Origin of the sequence: Paenibacillus sp. BK033 (assembly GCF_004345425.1) — a bacterium.
Classification (GTDB): domain Bacteria; phylum Bacillota; class Bacilli; order Paenibacillales; family Paenibacillaceae; genus Pristimantibacillus.
Map to the genome: position 1 here is coordinate 1,009,952 of NZ_SLVP01000001.1, position 21,514 is coordinate 1,031,465.

At 51.4% G+C, this 21,514-nt stretch carries 17 protein-coding genes; 16 read left to right on the forward strand and 1 reads right to left on the reverse strand.

Going from position 1 to position 21,514, the window contains the following annotated elements:
• Nucleotides 1-82: 82 nt before the first annotated feature.
• The gene (locus tag EV294_RS04390; RefSeq protein ID WP_132304160.1) at nucleotides 83-4,312 is read right to left on the reverse strand and encodes a DUF5057 domain-containing protein; all 4,230 of its coding nucleotides are present in this window, start codon (nucleotides 4,310-4,312) and stop codon (nucleotides 83-85) included.
• Between the two features lie 253 nt (nucleotides 4,313-4,565).
• On the opposite strand from EV294_RS04390, the gene EV294_RS04395 reads away from it, so the two are divergent.
• From EV294_RS04395 to EV294_RS04470, 16 genes are all read left to right on the forward strand, one after another.
• On the forward strand, nucleotides 4,566-6,230 hold the full coding sequence (locus tag EV294_RS04395; RefSeq protein WP_132304162.1) for a GspE/PulE family protein: 1,665 nt from the start codon (nucleotides 4,566-4,568) through the stop codon (nucleotides 6,228-6,230).
• Between the two features lie 81 nt (nucleotides 6,231-6,311).
• A complete protein-coding gene (locus EV294_RS04400) occupies nucleotides 6,312-7,355 on the forward strand; it encodes a type IV pilus twitching motility protein PilT (protein ID WP_132304164.1) in 1,044 nt (347 codons plus the stop codon).
• The gene (locus EV294_RS04405) at nucleotides 7,355-8,563 is read left to right on the forward strand and encodes a type II secretion system F family protein (protein ID WP_132304166.1); all 1,209 of its coding nucleotides are present in this window, start codon (nucleotides 7,355-7,357) and stop codon (nucleotides 8,561-8,563) included. Before EV294_RS04400 ends, EV294_RS04405 begins: the two co-directional genes overlap by 1 nt.
• Before the next feature lie 67 nt (nucleotides 8,564-8,630).
• Complete coding sequence (locus tag EV294_RS04410; protein ID WP_132304168.1) at nucleotides 8,631-9,074, forward strand: type II secretion system protein; 444 nt, start codon at nucleotides 8,631-8,633, stop codon at nucleotides 9,072-9,074.
• 82 nt (nucleotides 9,075-9,156) lie between these two features.
• Complete coding sequence (locus EV294_RS04415) at nucleotides 9,157-9,912, forward strand: prepilin peptidase (RefSeq protein WP_132304170.1); 756 nt, start codon at nucleotides 9,157-9,159, stop codon at nucleotides 9,910-9,912.
• A 16-nt stretch (nucleotides 9,913-9,928) separates the two neighbouring features.
• Nucleotides 9,929-11,425, forward strand: coding sequence for a pilus assembly protein PilM (pilM, locus tag EV294_RS04420; protein WP_132304172.1), 1,497 nt, complete (start codon nucleotides 9,929-9,931; stop codon nucleotides 11,423-11,425).
• Nucleotides 11,418-12,017, forward strand: a complete 600-nt coding sequence (locus EV294_RS04425; protein WP_132304174.1) for a GspMb/PilO family protein — start codon at nucleotides 11,418-11,420, stop codon at nucleotides 12,015-12,017. Before pilM ends, EV294_RS04425 begins: the two co-directional genes overlap by 8 nt.
• Before the next feature lie 214 nt (nucleotides 12,018-12,231).
• The gene (hemE, locus tag EV294_RS04430) at nucleotides 12,232-13,302 is read left to right on the forward strand and encodes a uroporphyrinogen decarboxylase (RefSeq protein WP_132304176.1); all 1,071 of its coding nucleotides are present in this window, start codon (nucleotides 12,232-12,234) and stop codon (nucleotides 13,300-13,302) included.
• Entirely contained in the window at nucleotides 13,295-14,242 is a 948-nt protein-coding gene (hemH, locus tag EV294_RS04435; protein WP_132304178.1) for a ferrochelatase, read from the forward strand. The genes hemE and hemH overlap by 8 nt, the downstream gene beginning before the upstream one ends.
• A gap of 16 nt (nucleotides 14,243-14,258) precedes the next feature.
• A complete protein-coding gene (gene hemG / locus EV294_RS04440) occupies nucleotides 14,259-15,707 on the forward strand; it encodes a protoporphyrinogen oxidase (RefSeq protein WP_243711561.1) in 1,449 nt (482 codons plus the stop codon).
• A 67-nt stretch (nucleotides 15,708-15,774) separates the two neighbouring features.
• A complete protein-coding gene (locus EV294_RS04445) occupies nucleotides 15,775-17,127 on the forward strand; it encodes a CapA family protein (protein WP_132304180.1) in 1,353 nt (450 codons plus the stop codon).
• Nucleotides 17,128-17,154: 27 nt separating this feature from the next.
• Complete coding sequence (locus EV294_RS04450) at nucleotides 17,155-17,895, forward strand: glycerophosphodiester phosphodiesterase (protein ID WP_132304182.1); 741 nt, start codon at nucleotides 17,155-17,157, stop codon at nucleotides 17,893-17,895.
• 202 nt (nucleotides 17,896-18,097) lie between these two features.
• Nucleotides 18,098-18,955 carry a DUF92 domain-containing protein gene (locus EV294_RS04455; RefSeq protein ID WP_132304184.1) on the forward strand — a complete coding sequence of 286 codons (858 nt, stop codon included), beginning with the start codon at nucleotides 18,098-18,100 and terminating at the stop codon, nucleotides 18,953-18,955.
• Nucleotides 18,956-19,120: 165 nt separating this feature from the next.
• Nucleotides 19,121-19,495, forward strand: coding sequence for a VOC family protein (locus EV294_RS04460; RefSeq protein WP_132304186.1), 375 nt, complete (start codon nucleotides 19,121-19,123; stop codon nucleotides 19,493-19,495).
• A gap of 32 nt (nucleotides 19,496-19,527) precedes the next feature.
• Nucleotides 19,528-20,283, forward strand: coding sequence for a class I SAM-dependent methyltransferase (locus tag EV294_RS04465; protein WP_132304188.1), 756 nt, complete (start codon nucleotides 19,528-19,530; stop codon nucleotides 20,281-20,283).
• A gap of 102 nt (nucleotides 20,284-20,385) precedes the next feature.
• On the forward strand, nucleotides 20,386-21,141 hold the full coding sequence (locus tag EV294_RS04470; RefSeq protein WP_132304190.1) for a cyclase family protein: 756 nt from the start codon (nucleotides 20,386-20,388) through the stop codon (nucleotides 21,139-21,141).
• The last annotated feature ends 373 nt before the right edge of the window (nucleotides 21,142-21,514 follow it).

Consider the following 21,514-nt stretch of genomic DNA (forward strand, 5'->3'; position numbering starts at 1 on the left):
AGTCTAGGACTCTATTTTCGCGGCCAATATCAACAAACAGCCCCGATCCTCTTCAGGATCGGGGCTGTTTTTGGTTGCAGAATCAATATTTTTCGCCGCTGGTCGTGCTTCTTTCCACGATGATCGTTGTTTTTGCCGTTATGGACGGATCGTTTCTGTACGTGACCGTAATGGTGACTGTTCCCGTTTTTATGCCGTTTACGCGGCCGCTGCCGTCTACCGTTGCAAGGGATGGATTGCTCGAAGACCACTGCAGATCGCCTTTAATGTTTGTTTTGCCTGCGGCGGGACTGGAAGCCAGAGCAGCGAACAAATCCTTCAATTTGCCAACCTGGATCCGATAGGAGCTTTCCAGTCGGAGAGTAACCGATTTGACGGTGACCTCCTGTTCGGAAACGTAGACCTTCCCGTTCTTCGTATGAACCGTAACCTTGATGATCACTTTACCTGGTTGTTTGCCGGTAAAGGCCAGCGATTTGCTTGTGGTGGAACCCTTCGCATCTGCTTGCCCCGTAACCTTTGTAATGGCCCATTCATAAGAAGTAATGACATCACCGGTTGCCGTAGTCAGGTCAACAGACAGCGTTCCGTCCGTTCCAAGCTCGATTGCGCTTGGTCCCGAAATAACGGGAACCGGATCAATGACCTTAATGACCGCTCTGCCCGTCACTCCGCTGCCATCCTGCGCCTGTACGGTGATGGTCGCTTCTCCAACGCCAACGGCGGTGACAAGGCCTGAACTGTTTACGGTTGCTGCGCTTGAGTTGCTGCTAGGCAGCCAAGCAATAGATTTATCCGTTGCTTCCGTTGGACTTATGACTGGATGAAGTTGATAAGTGGAGCCTACGATCATAGTTGTGCCGGTCAGGGTAATGGAAGTGACTTTTTTAAACACGGTAACGCTCATTTCTTTGGTATACGTATGATTCTGGTCGGTTCCAACCGAAAGGCGGATAGTAGCAATACCTACGTTTTTGCCTGTAACGGAAACGGTGCTGCTGGTTGTTCCGTTTAAGGCGATGTAGCTCGACCCGTCTTTCATACTCCACTGATAGCTTGTTATCTTTTCGTAATCCGCGGTATACAGGTTGGCAGTCAGGTCAATCGAATCGCCGGACGCGACGCGGTCCTGACCAACAATGTTAAGACCAGGTACAATGGCGGTTACCGCCGCGGTTGCGGATAATCCGCTGCCATCCGTTGCTCTTGCGGTGATATGGGCTGTACCGGCCGCTAAACCTTTCATAATGCCGGAGTTGTCCACCGTTACAAGATCCGGACGATCGGATTCCCAGATATACGTGGAAGCATAGGTTGCGTTAAGCGGCGCATAGGTCGGGATCATTTTCCGGCTGTCGCCAACTAGCAGCGTAGTATGGTTTAAGCTAAGCGAGGTCAGTCTGGTTACAGCCTCCAGAACATAACCAGGGAAAGTCAGGGTTCTTGCGGATTGCTGTCCAATATCGTTAAACGTAAGGGCCGCGTTTTGAAGAGGGTATAGTCCGTCGGCCGTAGGCTTCACTCCAATCTGGAAGGACACCGGCGAAGCGATGTAACTATTGCCGCTTAAGGTGTACGTAATAGTAGGGAGAGTACCCGAAACGGTATATCCGGTTGCTGCCGTACCGGCTTTCGTCCATCCGGACGGAAGGCTGGTAATCTCCAGCTTCGCTGGCAAGGTTTCGATGAACGTCATATTCGTAATCTTCATTTTGTCTGCGGACAAAGCGTCGCTTGACGGAATCGCCTTTGGCGTAACGGTATAAGTGAAAGCAGCGGTTGTATTCGTCTGTACCCGGTTATCCGTTACATTGCTCGATACCGTACGGCTTAGATCGATGTTGGATTCTACTTTAACGATCTTCACGTTAATCGTTTGACTAACCTGAGCACCGCTCTTATCTTTGGCGATAATCTCGACCTTCAAGTCACCGCCGTTTGGAAGCGGGTTAGCAATCTGCTGGTTAATCGTACCGCCGGAGAGCATGGTTTTGTCCTTGAAAATCTCGTGCGATTGACCGCCGTAAATAAAGTTAACCGTTGTTCTGAGCTCGCGGTCCGCGAGGTCAAAGTCATCGACCTGGTAGTTGAGCAAAATATTTTGATAGGACGGGATGAAATTATTGCTTGCCGAATTGTACTCTACAGGCGAGTTCACCGTCAGCTGTGGGACATGGTTAGAGCCGATATACGCACGGTACATCGTATTGACGAACAACTGCTGCTCCCAGTCCGGGAAGCGGCTGTTCGTATGCCCGGAGCCCGAGTACGTTACATTCCCCTTGGAGTAAGTGTAGTAAGAATTCCAGCTGTCGCCGGAGGTTCGTTTGCCACCGCTCATATTATACCAAGGAATAACGGTCGGATCTTCCAAGTTAAGCGTGTAATACTGGTTATGGGTAGTGGCTACATTCGTTGTATTGCTTAACAGGAAAGGAAATTGCGTCAATAAGCCGTCATTCACTTTTTCCGTTGTTGTTGAAGCTTCCGGAGCCCCGAGACCAAGATCCGTTCGCGGTGCAATCTGGCCGGTAATCGTCTGGAATTGTTTGAGCCAGTTGCCGCTGTTCGAGTTGCTGCTGTTATAGATCGTATCGTGGGTAAACATAACGCTTTGCCCTGTGTTTATAAAGGCGATAACGGCGGCCGCGGCATCGTCGTTAATGGGAGCGTTGTTGTTGTAGATGTCGCCAAAGCCAAAAATCAGCATATCGTATTTGCCGTTTAAGGTTTTGTAGCCCGTGCTGTTAAACGTGCTCATGTTCATGACATCGATGCTTACGCTATAAGCGTCTTTATTATTGCCGCTAGTCGGAGTGAGATAAGAGGAGCTCATGTTGTTCGTGTTATTTAATGTACTGGCACTGCTGTCGTTAGGCATAACCTGAAGAACCTTGATATTAATCTTCTGATCCTGGAACCGGTAAACCCCCGAAGCATAATCCTTCAGCTTGGTATTGAAATCCACCGCTTCAAGCCGCCAATATTGAATGCCGGAATAGCCCTTGGGCAGTGTGTAAGAGATTGTTCCCGTTGCGCTGTCCGCCTGCTTGGCAGCTACCACTTGCTCAGCGCCAAACGGCAGGGAGCGATCGGTGCTGATGTACAAATTAACCTCAATATTTTTCTGGCTGATATCTCCTACGTTATCAATCTTGTAGTTGAAAGTAATGGTGCTTCCTGCGCTGTACGAATTGGCCTGATTTGCCGTATAGTCGGTTGGTTTACCCGTTACCGTCAATTGCGGACGTACATTGGCTTTCTCCAGCAGATTGGTCTTGCTCATGAAGTTCGCCGCAGAAGAGATATGAGTTGAATCCACGAAAATAGCGTTTGCCGTGCTTCCGTCTTTATAAGGAAGGAAGTACTTCTTCAGCAAAGCCTTCGAGCTTGAGCTTAAATCCGCCTGATATTCGATGCCATTCCTGGTGGAAGCATCGTTGTAAAAGATAACGGGCAGACCTTTATTGATAAAATCATTCGTAATTTCATCTGCCTTCAGCTTCGTGATATCGTTCTGAATGCTGCTTGTGTTATGGTTATTGCTTTGCGTTGAACTCCCTGAGGATTGCGCGCTAAGCAAGGACATGCTGTAGGGCGTCTTTGTCTTGTTGTCCTTGTCGACCAAGGTGCCTTTTCCTATGTACACCGCATCGTATTTACCGTCCAAATCATCACGGGAAGCAACAAATTCCTTCATGCTGTATGTATCGATGGTGAACGGGACGGGAGAGCTGCTCCCGAGTATGGAGGAGAGGTCCGATGCTCCGGATTCGGTTATTTCGAGTATTCGAACGGAATCGCGGAGGGAGGTAAGCTTGAATTTTTGGGAGCTTTGAATGGTCGTAACGCTGCTCAGACGCAGATTACTGCTTGAGGAGGTTGTGCTCATATATCTGCTCTTGGCTACAGAGTAGAAAGACACGGTTCCGTCGGGGTTAGTCGTAATCGAAAACCTTTGGTTATCGTTCGTATTGGTGTCGCTGCTTGCGGTCAGCGAGCTGTTGCTGCTGCCTGCCGTTAGATATTTTCCCGTATTATTCGATTTCAAAGTGTAATAGTTGCCTGACTTCGCCAATACGAAAAGCTCTTCCGTCCATACCTTGTCCGAGTCGGCAGCAGGAGTAGAGTTGTTTGACGTCACCTTCACGTATTTGCTTTTCTCAACCGATTTCAGCGCAACAAGTCCCAGGTCGAACGTATCCGCAGCTTCGGCATGTTTGGCGGGAAAGCCTACAAACGCGAACAGCGACCCGAGGAGAGTAATGACTAAGGCGATGGAAATTTTTTTCTGAAAACCTGCTAATTTCATAGTCCTATCCTCCTATTTTTACATTCTTTTTACATAGTTCCTAGTACCTAAAATATTTCTTGAAATCTAGTAATAATGCGCTATAATCAGTTTAAGTCAGAGGGTCTATAGATGCAACATATAATAGAATAAATATTGCCAAAAATGGTTCCGTGGTCTAGAATTTTGGGTATAAAGAACCCGGTTTCGGCTTGATTTTATATCGCATTAGGTTTGCAGTCGCGAAGATATAAGAGAATGGGGCTGTTAAGAGATGGTGGCTATTAAGAAGAGACTAGGAGATTTATTGGTCGAGAGCGCCATAATATCCGAAGAACAGCTGCAGAAGGCGCTGCAAGAGCAGGGCAAATCGAAGCAGAAGCTAGGCGACTTGCTTATCGCGCAAGGCTACATAACCGAGCAGCAGCTCATTGAAGTATTGGAATTTCAGCTAGGAATCCCGCATGTCAGCTTGTATAAATATCAGATTGATCCGGAAATTACCCAGATCATCCCCGAAAGCATGGCCAAGCGCTACCAGGCGATCCCGCTGCAGAAGGACGGCGGCAGGCTTATGGTAGCCATGGCGGATCCTCTTGATTACTTCGCGATCGAAGAGCTGCGCATGAGCACAGGCTTCCGAATCGAACCGGCTATATCCAGCAAAGACGAATTGCAGCGGGCTATCGCAAGACATTACGGCCTGCAGGACTCCATGAGTCAGATGATGATTGACCTTCCGACGCAGGAAGAGATCCGCGAGACGGAAATCACGGACGAAGATTCTCCCGTCGTACGGCTTGTGAACCAGATGATTCAGCAGGCGGTACAGCTTCGAGCCTCCGATATTCACGTTGACCCGGGTGAGACAAGCGTCACGATCCGTTACCGGATTGACGGCGTGCTGCGCACGGAACGGGCTTTGCCTAAGCAGATGCAGGGCTTTATTACCGCAAGACTTAAAATCATGTCCAAATTAAATATCGCCGAGCGGAGGCTTCCGCAGGACGGCCGGATGAAGATGCAGTTCGATTTCAAGACGGTAGATATCCGCGTCGCATCCTTGCCTACCATTCACGGCGAGAAGATTGTTCTTCGTCTGCTTGACCTGAGCACGGGCGTGAAAGCGGTCGACCAGCTTGGCTTCAATAACCATAACGTCCAAGTATTTAAGGAAATGATTGAGCGGCCGTACGGCATACTGCTCATTACCGGCCCGACGGGCAGCGGCAAAACAACGACCCTGTATTCCGCGCTCAGCCACCTGAATGAAGAGGATACCAACATTATTACCGTTGAAGATCCGGTAGAGTACCAGCTGGACGGCATTAACCAGGTCCAGGTTAACCCGACCATCGGATTAACCTTCGCAACCGGTCTGCGCTCCATCCTTCGTCAGGACCCCAACGTGGTCATGGTCGGCGAGATCCGGGACACGGAGACCGCAGAGATTGCGATTCGCGCCTCCCTGACCGGCCACTTGGTATTGTCCACCTTGCATACGAATGATTCCGTCAGCTCGATTACGCGGTTCCGGGATATGGGAGTTGAGCCTTACCTAATCGCGTCATCGCTTATCGGCGTAGTTGCGCAGCGGCTTGTCCGCAGGATATGCAACGACTGCAGGGAAGCGCAAGAGCCTACCGAACAGGAGAGATTGTTCTTGAAAAGCCGGGGGATTCAGGCGCAAACGCTTTACCGCGGCCGAGGCTGCGGCAATTGCGGAAGCACGGGTTACCGCGGCAGGGTGGCTATTCATGAGGTTTTACAGATCAATAACGAAATCCGCGAGCTTATCACATTATCCGGTTCGTTAAGCGAGCTTCGCGAGGCAGCAGCCAAGCAAGGGATGATCCAGCTAATGGACGACGGATTGGAAAAGGTAACCCGCGGCATTACGACACTGCAGGAAGTTCTCCGCGAAACCGTGGCCAATTAATGGAATGTTTACGAAACAAGAATCGCCACGACAGCCTATTTGCCTCTCATTTTCGTGGTGCTTCCTTTTAGGAGGAAAGCCGTGTTTAACGAACCTATTCTAAATTGGCTTAAGCAGGCTCATGAGCTCCGGGCATCGGACTTGCATCTGTCGGTTGGCAGCGTTCCGGTATTCCGGATTAATGGAGAACTCCATAAGATTGGCGATTCCGCCGTCACTGCGGATGCAGCAGAGGAGATGGCATTAAGCCTGCTGTTAAATGAGCAGGCGGATAAACTCCGCGCGATGGGGGAGGTAGACTTTTCCCTTTCTTTGCCGGGGTACTGCCGTTTCAGGATCAATGTATACAAGCAAAGAGGTTGCATTAGCCTTGCCGCCAGAACGATTCCGACTCAAATCCCGACCTTGGAGCAGCTCCAGCTGCCGCCGTCTCTAGCCTTGCTGGCGGAGAAACACCAAGGGCTCGTGCTGGTGACGGGGCCGACGGGAAGCGGGAAATCTTCGACGCTTGCCGCCTTGATCGACCATATTAACCGGACGCAGGCGAGACATATCGTAACCCTCGAAGATCCTATTGAATTTGTACATACAAGTCAGTCCTCGATTATCGATCAAAGAGAGGTCGGTCAGGATACAAGCAGCTTCTCAAGCGGCCTGCGCGCCGCGCTCCGGCAAGATCCCGATGTGATTCTCGTTGGCGAGATGCGTGATCTCGAGACGATATCCGCTGCGATTACGGCAGCGGAGACCGGGCATCTTGTATTGGCAACTCTGCATACTTCCGATGCACCCCAGACGATTGACCGGATCATTGACGCCTTTCCCGCGCACCAGCAGGGACAGATTCGAACGCAGCTGGCATCCGTACTCGTTACCGTTGTGTCGCAGAGGCTGCTTCCGAAGCGGGGAGGAGCAGGCAGAGCGTGTACAACGGAGATTCTGGTCAATACGCCGGCCGTCTCCAACCTGATCCGGACGGCAAAGGTGCATCAGATTAAAAGCATCATGCAGACAAGCCGTGCCCAAGGCATGCACACGCTGGAAATGTCCGTGAAGGAGCTGCTCCACTCCGGCATCATTCACCCATCCGCGGCTAAGCCCTATATGACGGAAGGAGGTTTCTAATGCCGCAATTTGCTTATCATGTGAAGACGAACGGCGGCAAGCAGCTGCAAGGAAAGCTGAACTCCATGGATAAGTCCTCGGCGGTAGAGGAGCTGCGTAAGCGCGGGCTGACGGTATTATCCGTCGAAGAGATCCGAAAAAGCGTATTGTCTACCGAAATTTACATTGGCAATCCGGTGAAAAGCATTCATTTTATTATTTTTTGCCGTCAATTCTCAACGCTAATCCGGGCAGGGGTTACGATTGTGGAAGCGACCAATATCCTAGCCGCTCAGACGGAAAGCAAACCGCTAAAGAAAGCGTTGGTAGACGTAAGCTCGGCTCTTCTAAGAGGTATTCCGTTCTCTCAAGCCGTGCAAGAGCATAAGCGGATTTTTCCGCCGTTATTTGTCAGCATGATCCGAGCAGGCGAAGAGACCGGGGATTTGGACGGCACGCTGGACCGGCTGGCTCTTTTCTTCGAGAAGGCTCATACGACCAAAGAAAAAATCAAATCCGCGATGACCTATCCGGCGGTTGTTGGCCTGATGTCCATCGCTTCCGTTATTTATTTGCTGCAGGGCGTTGTGCCTCAGTTCGTCACGATGTTTGAATCGTTTGATTCCGAGCTTCCGGCAATTACGAAGATTGTGTTGGCACTCAGCAAAAGCATGTCCCATCAATGGTATTACTGGCTTCTATCTTTGATCGTCCTGATTGCGGCCTATCAGATATACAAACGGACGGAGCGGGGGCGGTATGTGCTGGATTACGCAAAGCTGAAGGTACCGATCTTCGGCAAGCTCGCGCAAAAAGGCGCAATCGCCCAAATGTCGAGGACGCTGTCCTCGCTGTATGCTAGCTCCGTGCCGGTGCTCCAGTCTCTGGCCATTGTGGAGGAGGTGGTAGGCAATAAAGTGATCGGCGGATACATACGGAAATCGGGGGAGTCGCTGCGTCAAGGAAATTCCTTGTCGGAGCCGTTCAAGAAAGCGTGGGTATTCCCTCCGTTGGTAACGCAGATGATTGCGGTTGGGGAAGAGACCGGCTCGCTTGACCAGATGCTGGCCAAGATCGCGGACTTTTACGAGATGGACGTCGACAACACGGTCGACCGTCTGAAGTCTTTGATCGAACCTCTCTTGATCGTTTTCCTTGCGGGGGTAGTCGGGCTGATCGTTATGGCGATTATTTTACCGATGTTCACCTTGTATTCCAGTGTCCAGTAACCATGGGGGCTTACTAGCTAGACAACATAGAAGAGACAACAATCAAATATTTCAGGAGGAAACCAACATGTTGAAAAAAATGATGAAACATCTGAAAAAAGAAGAAAAGGGCTTTACGCTGATCGAGCTCTTGGCGGTTATCGTTATTCTTGCTGTGATTGCGGTAATTGCGGTTCCGTTGATTGGTAAAATTATTGATAACACGAAGAAGGACGCGGATGTTGCTACAGCGCAACAATTGTATGATGCTGCAAGATTGTATGTAACTGGAGAGTTGGATGGAGATTTTAATAATAAATCTATTACGTTTAAAAATTTAGCGGATTCGGGTTACATTGCTGCAAATACTGTTCTACCTAGTTCAAAAGATCCAATTGCAGCAACATCTGCAGTAAAATTCGATGCATCCGGTAATCTAGATTTTGTTACTTTGAATAGTAAAACTATTGACGCTGACGAAATAAAAGATGGTAAAGCGGCGACAGCAACACCAACTCCTACTGCGACCTAGTATATAACTCACCAGAAATCGGATAACGTATCCGATTTCTGGTGTCTTACAACACAACACTAAACCGAAAGCGAACCCGCCTATGACCCTATTTCTCGCAATCTATTTGTTTTTTTTAGGCTTAATCGTAGGCTCCTTTTTTAACGTTGTTGGGCTAAGGATTCCGATCAAGCTATCGGTTGTATCGCCGCCGTCGCAATGTCCGAAATGCGGGATGCGCCTTAAACCGCGTGATATGATGCCCGTTGCGAGCTACCTTTTGTCCCGTGGACGCTGCCGTCAGTGCGGCAAACGGATTTCTCCTGTATACCCGCTTGGGGAATCGATCACCGGCATTTTGTTTGTATGGATCTATCTTACCTTCGGAAACAGCTGGAATACGGTAATAGGCTTGCTCCTTGTCAGCATGTCGGTCATTCTTACCGTCTCCGATTTGAAATATATGCTTTTGCCCAATCGTATTTTGCTCTTCTTTGCCCCACTATTTATTATGCTTAGATGTCTATTCCCGGCAGGCTCCATCTGGCTTCATCTCGGAGGGGCGTTTGCCGGAGGCGGTGTTCTGCTGGCCGTTGTTATTCTTACGAGAGGCGGCATGGGGCTTGGCGATGTTAAGCTGCTCTTCCTGCTAGGGTGGATCCTCGGGCTGCCGAATTTGATTCCCGCCTTTATTCTGGCCTGCTTCTTCGGCAGCTTAATTGGCGGATTATTAATGCTGTTTAAGGTTGTGAAGAGAAAGCAGCCCATTCCGTTTGGGCCGTTTTTATTGCTTGGCGCGTTGCTGTCCTTTGCTTACGGCGATGCAATGATTGATTTGTACCGTTCAATTCTGATGTAGCGGGATGTGAGGAAGAATGCTCGATAGCAGCAAGCGTGTTGGTCTAACGATCGATCATGGCGGAGTACGCTACGCGAGAGTAAGGAAAAGGAAAAAGGGCTGGGAAATCGAGAAGACCGGCTTCCTGCCTTTTGCCGATGGAGTCATTCTTGAGGATCACTTCACGAACATGGAAGAGCTTCGCTCCAGTCTGAAGGAGTGGGTGAAGAAAGAGAGGCTTAACGGCACTTCGATTACGCTGTCCATTCCGACATCGCAGATCATTATCCGGAAGCTTCAGATCGGGACCGTTCATGAAAAAGAGCTGGACCAGCTGATTAATCTCGAAGTCGAGACGGCGCTTCATCTTCCGTTTGAAGATCCGGTCTATGATTATATCGCTGCCGGATCGGATGAGCAGTCTACCAATGTACTCGTATACGCCTCCCCGCAAAGATGGCTTAAGCAATGCATTGAGCTGTTGGAGAACGCGGGCCTGAAGGTCAAATACGCCGAGCTGGCTTCAACGGCTTTCGCGAGGGCGATTCAAGCCAGGTACATAGACTCGCTTGAAAATACGATGCTCATTCATCTGGATAAAGCGAATGTGGAAGTGTATATGTTCCATAAGGGGCATCCGGTCTTTATGCGGGTCATTAACGAATATGATTACAGCGGCTCCATTGACGGAACGTTTACCCCGGAGCTGATCTCCAGTATTAATGCGGAGATTTCCAGGCTTCTCAGCTTCTATCAATACAGTATTCATGAAGGCCATGCTCGGATAAATCAGGCGATTATCGCCGGCGAGCTGGCCGGGCGTACCCAGCTGGCAGCCGAGCTGCAGCAGGCGCAGCCGGAAATGAGAGTCGAGACCGTCGAGCTGGAATCGCCGCTTCGCAAGCGGGTCCGCAGGAAGCTTGACGAATATATGATTCCGTTCGGTCTTGCCATTCGCGATAAAACGACTCCAGGCATTAATCTGATGCCGGAGAAAGCCAGAAAGACCAGGCCTATTCCGGCCAAGCTGCTGATCGCGGGCATCTTATGGCTGCTTTGCCTTGGAGCTATTCTTGCGCTTAATACGAACAACAGGCTTCAAATCTCGGATTACGAGCATACCGTGCAAGTCATCAAGGATAAAACGGCTTTACTCCAGCAGCAAATATCGACGCAAAATTCGGAGGCGCAAGCGGATGCCGATCCGCAGGCGGTCGTGAAGTATATTAACGATAACAGACAGGATGCCGTTGCCGTTCTGGACGAGCTGACGAATCGGCTGCCTTATGGCTCCAGGCTTGCAACGATTGAATACAACACACCCGGGAAACTGTCCCTTACGTTCAAAAGCACGGATTTAACAGCGTTATCCATTTACTTGACGAGCCTTCGTGCCATGCCGTTTGCCGGGAACGTTCATCTGCGGTCTTTTGCCGATAATAACGGCCAATGGGTAGGAAGCTACGAGATCACTTGGAAAAAAGCGTCTGCTTCAGAACAGACTGACGCAGGAGGATCGGACAATCATGGATAATACGAAAAACCGCTCGCTTGGCCTTATTGTCATGATGCTGCTCTTTCTTGTGCTGCTTCTGTTGTACGTCGTATTGCTTCAGCCATCCAGCAGCAAGCTGTCGGATCAGAAGAAGCTTGCGGAGCAATCCGAAATGCAATTAAATGCCCTGCAGGCGAGCGTGACTAAACAAGAGGAAGGAAGCGGGCTGGCGGAGCAGGATATGCAAGCTGCGCTTCCACTATGGGATAACTCGGAACAGCTTGTTGTTACGCTCAAAAGCTTAAGCCTTCAGACCGGAGCGAAATTAAACAGCGCAACCGTTGATCTTCCGGGCGAGAATAAGCTCAACGCTTTATCCGGCGGTGAAGATCCCTTGTATCCAACCGTGAAGGAAGTGAATGTAAACGTGTCTTTGCTTGGCACCTACGCACAGGTGAAAAGCTGGATGGCTCAACTTCAGCAGCAAAAGCGCCTTATTGTGATTAATGACTTTACCCTGCAGCAGACCGACAGCGGAATGAATTCGACGGAGCTGTCATTTACCGCGTATTTCGACCCGTCCTATAAGGCCTTATTGAAGGATCCGATCTTGCCGGCCACGGCCGAATAAGAGGAATAACACAGCAGTGGAGGAACCCTGAACGATAGGGAGAGCCTTACTGCTGTCTTCTTTTTTGACGGCTAATATTCATCGGTTCTTCATGCACGGAAGGTTTGATTGTCATACTATTGTCATAGGAAGCAAGACGAGAACGGTTGTTAGGGGTAACGAAAAAGGGCATAATGGAAATTAGTGAAAAATTAAAGAAAAGAGGAACGGCAACATGAGCTATAGCGACCGTTTCATTCGGGCATGCCGGAAGGAACTTGTAGACACTGTACCGGTCTGGTACATGCGTCAGGCAGGACGATATGATCCTGAATACCGTAAGATTAAAGAGAAATATTCATTGCTCGAAATTTGCAAGCAGCCAGAGCTAGCGGCGGAAGTTACGATGATGCCGGTACGCAAGCTTGGCGTGGATGCGGCTATTTTATATTCGGATATTATGAACCCGGTCGCCTCGATCGGGATTGATTTCGACATCGTTGCCAACATAGGACCGGTTATTCACAATCCGATTCGCGCGGCGGCTGATGTGGAGCGTTTAAAGCCAATTGACGTAGAAGGCGATCTGGGCCATGTGCTGGAGACGATCCGCATACTGGACAAGGAGCTGGAAGTGCCGCTTATTACGTTTGCCGGCGCTCCGTTCACGATCGCAAGTTATTTGATCGAGGGCAAACCTTCGAAAAATTATTTGCGGACCAAAGCGCTTATGTACAGCGAGCCGAAGGTCTGGTTCAGCCTTATGGATAAGCTTGGGGATATGGTTATCGCTTATTTGCGCGCCCATATGGCAAACGGCGGCAAGGCATTCCAATTGTTCGACAGCTGGGTAGGGGCGCTTACGCCTGCCGATTTCAGCAAGTTTGTACTGCCGACGATCGAGCGGATTTTTGCCGAGCTGTCGGATCTGCCGCAGCCGAAAATCTACTTCCCGGGCGTGAGCTCTGGAGAGCTTTTGCCGGAGCTGCGCAAGCTGAAGGCTGACGTTATCGGTCTTGATTGGCGCGTATCGATTCCGGAAGGCCGCCGCCGTCTGGACGGTAAGTACGCGGTACAGGGCAATCTGGATCCGGTTATTCTGACTGCGCCCATGAGCGTTATCGAACAGTATGCGGCAGAGATTATTGACCAAGGCATTCAGCAGCCGGGCTTTGTGTTTAATTTGGGCCACGGTCTGTTCCCGGAAGCATCTATCGAGAAATTAACAGAGTTGACGGCATTCATTCACTCCTATTCGGAGAAAGCTATTGCAGCGCGAGAGGGGAAGGAAACGAGTCATGTCTGAGAGGAATAACAAGATTGGCGTTCTGGTGATGTCGTATGGCACGCCGCAAAGTCTTGATGATGTTGAAGCCTATTACACCCATATCCGCCGGGGCCACGCGCCAACGCCGGAGCAGCTGAAAGAGCTGACCGACCGCTATGAAGCGATCGTTGGCGGCGTATTCCCGCTGCGCGAGAATACAAACGGGCAAGTAGCAGGCTTGCAGGATAAGCTGGAGCAGCTTGCGCCGGGCCGTTACGTCTGCTACCAGGGATTGAAGCATGCCGTTCCTTATATCGAAGACGGCGTGGAGCAAATGGCGCGCGATGGTATTAAGGAAGCGGTAGGCATTGTGCTTGCGCCGCATTATTCGATCATGAGCGTAGGCTCGTATAATAAGCGCGCGCAAGAGAAAGCAGCCGAGCTTGGCATTAAGATGTCGTTCGTCAAAGAATACCATCTTCATCCTAAGCTGCTGCAAGCCCTTAGCGAACGCGTAACGGACGGCTTGCAGCGTCTGGCGGAATCGTCCGGCAACGCAGCACCGGTTAAAGTATTGTTCAGCGCGCATAGCCTTCCGGAAAAAATCCGAGAGATGGGCGATCCGTATGAGCAGCAGCTCCTGGCCACTTCGGATGCGGTTGCGAAGCTGGCGAACGTGGAAGCGCAGGATTGGCAGTTTACTTGGCAAAGCGCAGGACGCACGAGAGAGCCTTGGCTTGGACCGGACATTCTGGATACGCTGAAGGTGCTCGCGGATGAAGGGATTAAAGCCGTACTGGTTGCCCCGGTCGGATTTGTATCCGATCATCTGGAGGTGCTGTACGATCTGGATCTTGAAGCCAAGCAGGCTGCAGCCGAATTGGGAATTACGCTTGAACGGATAACGATGTTGAATAGAGACCCACTGTATATGGAAACGTTAGCAGAATCGGTTATGGGCGCCGGTTCTTTGGAATAGGGAAAGGATGAAGAGCATGCGGAGAATCGGAATGGTTGATCGAATTGTCGTAATCGGCGGGGGGATCAGCGGACTGAGCTCCGCTTTTTATTTGCAGCGGGAAGCGGAGCGGCAAGGCAAACAGGTGAAGCTGACGATTGTGGACGGCGCGCCTGTTCTTGGCGGAAAAATTAATACGCTGCATCGTGACGGGTTCGTCATCGAGAAGGGGCCGGATTCTTTCCTGTCGCGCAAACTGCCGATGATTGAACTGGCGAAGGAGCTTGGCATCGAGAATGAGCTGACCGCGCAAAACGAAAACGGCAAAACCTCTTATATTATGCGAGGAGGCAAGCTTCATCCGATGCCGAAGGGCATGGTGCTTGGCATTCCGACGAATCTCGATACGTTTATGCAGACGACTTTGTTGTCGGATGAAGGCAAAGCCCGTTCGCTTGAGGATTTGGAGATGCCGTCTGAGGCACCGGACGGAGATGAATCGCTTGGCGATTTTCTGTCCCGCAGAATTGGCGCCGAGATTGTAAAGCATATTTCGGAGCCGCTTCTTGCCGGTATCTATGCGGGGGACCTTAGCAAGCTGAGTATTCAGGCGACATTTCCGCAGTTTGCGGAGGCGGAACGCCAATACGGCAGCCTTATTCGGGGAACGCAGATGCAGCAAAAGAACAAAGCGCCGCATCAAGCGCCGGATTATTTGCCGGAAGAACTGAAGAACAGTGTTTTCTTAAGCTTTAAAGAAGGCTTGTCCACGATAGTAAAGGCTCTTGATAAAGCTCTGCAAAGCGTAGAGCGGCGTTTGGGCGATGCCGTCGTGGCGATCAACCCTCTTAATGGCGAGGATGCAGCTTCTAATTACGAGGTTATTTTAGAGTCGGGCGAGATCGTGCCCGCAGACCGGGTGCTCGTTACCGTGCCGGCTTTCCGCGCGGCAGATCTGCTGGAGCCGCTTGTGGACGTGAACGAGCTTCGGGCCATCAACTATGTATCCGTCGCAAATGTGGTTATGGCCTTTGAGAAATCGACTTTTGACCGAGACTTTGACGGGTCGGGCTTCCTTGTGCCGCGCTCGGAGGGACTGCGCATTACAGCTTGTACCTGGACATCAAACAAATGGCTGCATACCAGTCCCGACGATAAGGTGCTGCTCCGGTGCTATGTAGGCCGTGCTGGCGATGAAGAGGTGGCTAAGCTTCCGGATCAAGAGTTGAAAAAGGCCGTGCTTGAAGATATTCAGAAGGTGCTGGGTATCGATGCCGTTCCGATTTTTACGGAAATAACACGTATGCCGCGCTCGATGCCGCAATATCCTGTAGGGCATCTGGAGAATACGGCAGCTCTTCGCAATCGTCTGGCAGCGGAGCTTCCGGGCGTATACGTAACAGGCGCAGCTTTTGGCGGAGTAGGATTGCCGGACTGCATCCGATCGGGGAAAGAAGCGGCTCTCGAAATTCTATCGACTCTATGAAACCTTCGCAATCTAGAACTAACCTTGCTATAATGGAAGGGATATTCTGGCTGGAAGGAGCCGATCCATGTACGCATCCCGTTCTGAAGCGCATCAGCATGAAAAACGAAGACGCAAAAAAAGATTTCGCCTTCTGTTAACCGTGAATTTGATGATTGTTGGCCTAATTGTCGTTCTAATCGCGGCTTGGGCCTCTGCCGAGGACGGCGGCTTATTCCATAAGAAGAGCAAGCCGCAGACGGAAGAATCGGCCGCAGCCGGTCATTCCCCAGAACCGACTAATGCTGACGCAGCCGGCAATTCCTCATCTGAGGCAACCCCTGAGGCAAGTGTTGCGCCGGAAGAAACTTCCGCAGCCAACAACGGAAATACCGACGGTACGGATAATGGCGGAACGAATGGGGACAGTTCAGGCGGACAAAACGACTCAAGCACCCCAGCGTCAGGAGGCAGCTCCGCAGGCGGCGGAGCGTCCGGCGATACGGTAAGTCTAGCCTTTGTAGGAGATATTCTGCTGGCGGCAAGCGTTGGCGACATGATGAAGCAATACGGAGACGACTATCCGTACAAGGAAGCGTTATTTCACCTAAGCGAGCCGGATCTGACGGCTGCGAACCTCGAATATCCGGTGACAAGCCGCGGAGTGCCTGCCGAAGACAAGCAATTTGTGTTTAAAGGCGATGCGGGCGCGCTGCCGGCGCTGAAGGATTCCGGTATCGATATCGTAACCTTAGCCAACAACCATACGTTGGATCAAGGGGTTGAAGGCTTGCTGGATACGATGACTAATTTGAACAAAGCCGGCATTAACCATGTAGGGGCCGGCAAGAACGACACGGAGGCTTTTGCTCCGGTTATTAAGGAAGCAAACGGCATTAAGGTTGCCTATATCGGCGTCAGCCGGGTTGTGCCGACGGGCGACTGGAAAGCGGATAAAAACCGCGCTGGCGTAGCCGAGACCTACGATACGACAAGAACCAAAGCTGCGATCAAGAAAGCCAAGGAAAAGGCCGATCTTGTTGTTGTCATGGTTCACTGGGGGATTGAACGGGCTGAACAGCCTGAGCAATACCAGAGGGATTTTGCGCGGGAATATATCGATTCGGGCGCGGATCTTGTCATTGGCAGCCATCCGCATGTGCTGCAAGGATTCGAGCAGTACAAAGGCAAGTGGATTGCTTACAGCTTGGGCAATTTTATTTTTAGCGCGTATCCAAAAGGGGCTACGGCAGATACAGGCGTACTGAACGCGGTTTGCTCCAAGTCCGGTGACTGCGATCTGAAATTTGATCCCATGAACAACAATCTTGCCCAGCCCAAGCCGGTTGAGGGCGACAAAGCGAAGACGCTGCTGGATCATCTAACGGCGTTGTCGTTTGGCGCGAGGGTGCGCGGCGACGGCACGATTGCAGCGAAATAAGGGAAGCGAAAGGATGGTCAGCGCCTAATGAGAAATGCATGTGTTGCGCATCGGGGCTGGTCCGGACGCGCTCCGGAGAATACGCTAGCAGCCATTCAATTAGCGATTGACGAGCCGGATATCGAGTGGATCGAGCTGGATGTGCAGCTGTCGAAGGACAATGTACCCGTCGTTATCCATGATTACAAGCTGAAGCGGACAACCAACGGGCGCGGCGACGTAAAAAGTCTGACGGCTGCCGAGCTGCAGGCTTTGGATGCCGGGAGCTGGTTTTCCCCGCTGTACAAGGGAGAAGGCGTTCCTGCGCTTAGTCAGGTGCTCGATAAGGCCCGTGGGCGTATTCGCCTTAATATCGAGCTGAAGACGGATGGGATCCGTTACCCGAAGCTCGAAGATTATGTAATTGAGCTGCTGAAGGACTACGGCATGGAGGACGAAGCAGTGATAACGTCGTTCCATGCCGGGACATTGTTTAATGTACATAAACGGACTGGCGGCAGCATCCTTACGGGCCTAATCCTCGATGGCTGGCGCAACTCGCTGCCTGTAGAACTGGAACAGCTTGGTGCCAAGTTCCTGTCGATCGAGCATGGCCGGCTCAACTCCTCCCGCCTGGAGCTGCTTAAGCAGGCCGGTATCCAGGTGATGGCCTGGACGCCTAACGACGAACGCTCCATCCGCAAGCTGATCGCGCTTGATCCGGAGCTGATGATTTGCACGAATTATCCCGACCGCTGGCAAAAAGCGATGCAGCAGGTTGGCGTGTAACAGAAGCAAGCTGTGGACCCCTGTCGGGCTGAGAACAGTCTGGCAGGGGTTTAAACTGGCTGGATAAGCAGTTTTATAAGATGATAGTTACGGAGGCTGATAGGCTGAAATCAGCCTATCAGCACATGGAAATCAGGCAGAATGATGGATTGTAGGGCTAAAAACCGACTATCCATTTGTTTAATGCTAAGGAGCGAGGATTATGGTTGGTTGGGTAGACGAGTGGTGGCTGAGGCTGCTTGCGGGTCTTGTCGGGAGCGGATTGATTGCCGCTGCTGCTTATCGAGCACGTTCATTATCGGGCTCGGGCGCATGGTCTGCCATGATTATGGGGACGGGCTTCGTGACGTTAGGCGAGCCGGTCTGGTTCGGCTGCCTGATTGCTTTCTTTGTATCCTCGACCCTATGGTCGAAGTGGAAGAAACGCCACCGGGCGAAAGCCGCCGCGGAAGCGAATTACGAGAAGACCGGCAGGCGGGACGCCGGACAGGTCTGGGCCAATGGCGGCATTGGCCTGCTCATGTGCGCGGGCAATGCGCTTTGGCCGGATACGGCCTGGCTGTTTGCTTATATCGGCGTGATGGCCGCCGTAAACGCGGATACGTGGGCCACGGAAATCGGAGCCCTCAGCCGTACCGCGCCGCGATCGATCACGACCGGCAAGCGGGTAAAGCCGGGCACGAGCGGCGCGGTTACGCCGCTCGGCACGCTTGCAGCGCTGGCTGGCGCCGCCTTCATCGGCGGCGTCAGCGCTGCGCTGCTGGCGCTCCCGCAGCAGGCTGACGCAGCTGCGGGCAGCGCCCCCGGCGGCGCGGCGGCGGTAATCATCGCCGCCGCTGCCGCCGGCCTGGCCGGATGCTTCGCCGACTCGGCGCTCGGCGCCACCGGCCAGGCCATGTACCGCTGCCGGGTATGCGGCAGCGAGACCGAGCGCGCCGTCCATTGCGGGACGGCGGCAGAGCGGGTGCGCGGCCTGGCCGCGCTGAACAACGACAGGGTAAATCTCCTGTCGTCGGTCTTCGCCGGCCTGCTTGGCTGGGCCATCGGCGCCCTCTTTTAAAACAATCCCCTGCGGAAGATTAGCTTGAAGACAGCTAATCTTCCGCAGGGGTCTTTTTTTACTCTTGTTTGTTCGAAGTGACTGGATTCTTGCATGGTTTTCCTATAAAATGGAACTATAAATTGAAACTATGTTTCGCATGATGGAACTAAGGGCGGTGAGAGGTTGTCTTTCTTATTCACTGGTATCGATCATGTTCAGTTAGCGGCTCCTGAAGACTGCGAGAAGGATGCGCGCAGCTTTTACGGAGAATTGCTTGGCTGGAAGGAGATAGCAAAGCCTCAAAGTCTGATTGCACGCGGCGGAGTTTGGTTTCAATGCGGATCGCATCAGGTGCATATCGGGGTTCAAAACGACTTTATTCCCGCCCGAAAAGCTCATCCCGCCTTTCAGGTGCAGAACTTATGCGCGCTGCGGGAGTATTTACTTCAAGAGGGAATTCAAGTGATTGATGATCATGCGCGGTCTGATGAAGGAGTAGAGCGATTCTATCTAAGCGACCCATTTGGAAACCGTCTCGAATTTCTGCAGTGGCTATAAATACTAATAATAGATTAGGAGATGACGAATCGATGAACAGCAAGGAGCGTTTTTCCGACCGGGTAGATCAGTACGTGAAATACCGTCCGAGCTATTCGGACGAGGTTATTCACTATTTGTACGGGACAATCGGGTTTCGTCCGGAATCCGTCATTGCCGATGTGGGAGCGGGAACGGGCATATTCACCAGGCTATTGCTGGAGCAAGGCAGCAAGGTGATTGCCGTTGAGCCTAACCCGGATATGCGCCAGGCCGCCATTGATCAATTAAGCGGATATCCCGAGTTTCAGGCGGTACAGGGTTCAGCCGAAGACACCGGTCTTGCGGACAACTCGGTTGATTTTATCGTTTGCGCCCAGTCCTTTCACTGGTTTGACCGTCCCGCTGCTAAAGCCGAATTCAACCGGATCCTAAAGCCCGGCGGCAAAGCCGTGCTGATCTGGAACTCGCGTTTAACAACCGGCACCCCATTCCTGGAAGGTTACGACCTGCTGCTCCGGACATACGGCATCGATTACGAGAAGGTGGGTCATAAAAATATTTCCCGAGACGCCCTTACGCCGTTTTTCAAAGACGGAGAACTCCGTAAAGCAACCTTCCCGTTATTAAGTCCGCTTAACTTCGAGCAAGTAAGCGGGCGGATGTCGTCTTCCTCCTACATGCCGCTGCCCGGCCATCCTAACCACGAGCCTTTAATGGTTGAGCTGCGGAAGCTATTTGACGCTACCGAGAAAAATGGTCTAATCTCCTTCGATTACGAGACTGAGATCTACTGGGGCGAAGTGTAGATTGGATTGCCCTTGCAAGGATTATTAACGTAATCTCAAACTAGGCGGTTGGCGGATTGTGGTATAATGGGGCTTGAATCGGGAGACAAGGAGAATTACGTGATGAAAATAATTGATTTAAGCGTACCTATTAGCCCATCAATCAGAGAGCCTTTGCCTGCCAAAATCGACTATTCGAGCCATGAGGCAGGGGCGCAGCAAGCGGCTGCCATACTGGGGCTTAAGCAAGAGGATTTTCCGGAAGGCAAAGCGTGGGCAACGGAAACGGTAACCTTGAACACGCATGCGGGTACTCATATAGACGCGCCATGGCATTATTGGCCTACTTCGGAAGGGAAGCCGGCCAGAACGATTGACGAGCTTCCGCTCGAGTGGTTCTTCTCCGACGGCGTACTGCTCGATTTCAGCGCCAAGCCACCGGGCTACGAAATTACTACGGAGGATCTGAAAGCCGAGCTCGATCGAATTGGCTACACCTTAAAACCGTTTGATATCGTTCTTATCCGCAGCGATGCGGACAAACGTTTATACCACGAGCATTATGCCTTTCTGCATGCGGGGGTATCGGCCGAAGCGACGGTGTGGCTGCTTGATCAAGGCATTAAAGTCGTGGGTACCGACGGATGGGGATGGGATATTCCGCTTAACCTGCAAGCGGAATCGTTCAAACAGGATCCGAGAGAAGGCGTCCTGTGGGCGGCTCATTTTGTCGGCAAGGACCGTGAATACTGCCAGATCGAGAAATTGGCCAACCTGGATCAAATTCCTCAGCCATACGGCTTCAAGATATGCTGCTTCCCGATCAAAGTGGAAAAAGCTAGCGGAGGCTGGTCCCGCCCAGTCGCCATTATAGAATAATGTTGAAAGAACGGCAGCCGGTATCGGCTGTCGTTTTTTTGGATGGGGAAGGAATAAAGTTCCTTGCGTAGTACGTTGGTTGTCAAAAAGAAGAAAAGCAGGCGCTGTTTGAAAACCCTTCTGTCACCGAAGTGGTGGAAGGGAAGTAAACTGTCTCCAATCATTCTGATGCGAGGGTGTTAAGCAAGACTCGTCATCGATCCTAATTATTATAAAATAATAGGCAATTAATCACTTTGCTATAAGAAAAAAACAATATCTCCTAACACAAAAAGACAGACTCGAAATCAACCGAGTCTGTCTTGTGTCTTTTCTGCCTTCCTCGCCCCTCTATACGAAGTAGAGGAGCTTTTGGTGGACCATGGCGATGAAA